The following is a 2,005-nucleotide window of genomic DNA, read 5'->3' as shown; positions in this document are numbered from 1 at the left end:
ACTCCTAATAACTTCACTTGCTCAATGTATCCTTCAATTCGATCGGTACTGGATTTTATTGTTTTGCTTCCAAATGGATAGGCAGCTACTACCTTCATTCCTGCAAGTTCTGGACTCGGATTCGGGGCGTTAAAAAGTTTTGTAAAGGCAGGTGCATGGGAAGTGTCTAATCCTATAATTCCAATCTTGATTGGGCTGTCAGCTGATTGAGCGGATAAGTTGAAAGGAATTGTTCCTAAACTTAGACTTGTTCCGATTAGGGACGATTTCTTGATGAAAGTTCTACGTGTTGTCTTCATAGGATAGCCAATTGATGTGAGTATTACGGTGACGGGTGATTTTTTAAACTTTGAAGAAGATCTTTTTACGATAAAGGAAATACAAGAAAAGCCAGACCAAGACCAGTGCCCCCAAACTTTCCATGACTGGTTTCCAGTTTTCGCCTAAAGGACTATATAATCCTTCAAAAAGCATTCTGGAAGTATATCTAAAACTAACAAAGCGATACATCATGTAAATGGTCAGGCTATTCATGCCCACTACGGTCAAAAAGAAGGACCATTTTTGGATTTTGAAAATATCGATGATGAGGTAAAAAAGGCCAAGAAATAGGAAAGCCATTCCTGAAGTCACTAGAATAAAAGAACTGGTCCACATTCGTTTGAAAATAGGAAAGTGAATTCCCCAGACTAGCCCTAATCCGATGCAAATTAGGCTTGTAAAGATGAGTTGTTTGAATTTTTTGTTTTGGGAGCTTGTGGCGTTTTTTAATATTTCACCTCCAAATGCTCCGAATAGGGTTAAGCAGATAGCTGGAAATGTGGTGAGGATTCCCAATTCATCAAATTGACCTTGAAGCAGTCTGCCTGGAAGAAAAGTGCGATCAAACCAGCCAACCAAATTTCCTTCAAAACTTAAATCACCAGCTGTGAAACCTGGAACTGGAATGAGAAAAATAGCCGCGTAATAAAGAATAAGAACTACTCCAATGAGGGATAAACGCTTTTTACTGTCTAAATGAATGTAAAGGATCGTTGTGACAAATCCTGCAATTCCAATTCTCCCCAAGACCGAACCGAGTCGGATTTGCTCCCAATCAAAAAATGGAAAAGGTGCATTTTTATCAAGCATACCTAAGCCGATCAAAATCAACATTCGGATAAAGGCTTTACGGTAAATCTCTTTTTTAGGAACTTGATTTTTTTGTGATTTGGCTAAAGAAAAAGGAATGGAAACTCCAGAAATAAAGAGGAAAAGTGGAAAGATGAAATCATAAAAAGTAAAGCCAATCCATTCAGGATGCTCGAATTGGAGCGCAAGTTGATTTAGCCAATTCCAATTTGTTTTACCTTCCAGGTTACTGAAAAATGCATCTGCTCCACAGATCATCAGCATATCAAACCCTCTTAAGGCATCAATGGAGAGTAGTCGATTTGGATTGGAAGAAATACTTGAAGCCATCAGATTAAAGTTTTGGTTCCCAGCCTTTTTGGTAAGTTCTTCCCCAAAGCTTATTAGCTTCTATATCATTGATTATTTTTCCGGAATTCGGGTTTATTTCCAACGCATTACCTGTTCGGTAGGAAATATTGCCCAAATGGCAAAGCAAGACGCTTTTTTGAATTTCCGGATAAGGAGATATTTGACTTTCTCCTTTATCTATGGCATTGATGAAATTGGTGAAATGAGCAATATCCATATCAAACCCTGCTCCTCGCTGATCTACTACTGTATTGGTAGTAGGCTCTGCAGACTTGACTAGTTTATTGGAGTTGTCATAAATTTTATAGGAATTATTGAGCAGTTCCAATGTCCCATTTTCACCATGAAAAGAAACTCCAGAACCCATGGCATTGATATCCCTGGCATTGCAACTCCTACCCTCCCACAAAATGGACTTGCCATCAGCAAAATCAAAGGAGGCAATTTGTGTATCGGGGGTTTCCCAATCATCTTGATATTGATAGCGTCCTCCGCTAGAATAAGCTTTGATCGGGTAATTCTC

General features: G+C 38.9%; 1 protein-coding gene and 2 pseudogenes. All 3 read right to left on the bottom strand.

What is annotated here, in order from left to right; all coding sequences use genetic code 11:
• Positions 1 to 299: pseudogene (locus Q0L68_RS19950) on the bottom strand (gfo/Idh/MocA family oxidoreductase); the annotation flags it as partial.
• Positions 300 to 342: 43 nt separating this feature from the next.
• Positions 343 to 1,461 carry a DUF5009 domain-containing protein gene (locus tag Q0L68_RS19945; protein WP_296705994.1) on the bottom strand — a complete coding sequence of 373 codons (1,119 nt, stop codon included), beginning with the start codon at positions 1,459 to 1,461 and terminating at the stop codon, positions 343 to 345.
• A gap of 4 nt (positions 1,462 to 1,465) precedes the next feature.
• Positions 1,466 to 2,005, bottom strand: a pseudogene (locus Q0L68_RS19940) (gfo/Idh/MocA family oxidoreductase); the annotation flags it as partial.

This window comes from Algoriphagus sp. (assembly GCF_024642405.1).
Taxonomy (GTDB): domain Bacteria; phylum Bacteroidota; class Bacteroidia; order Cytophagales; family Cyclobacteriaceae; genus Algoriphagus.
Note: the sequence above shows the minus strand (reverse complement) of the source record. Positions and strands in the feature narration are given on the sequence as shown.

What these genes read in the sequence shown, in the direction of transcription:
- Q0L68_RS19945 (WP_296705994.1), bottom strand. Translation starts at nt 1,461, where the DNA reads ATGGCTTCAAGTATTTCTTCCAATCCAAATCGACTACTCTCCATTGAT.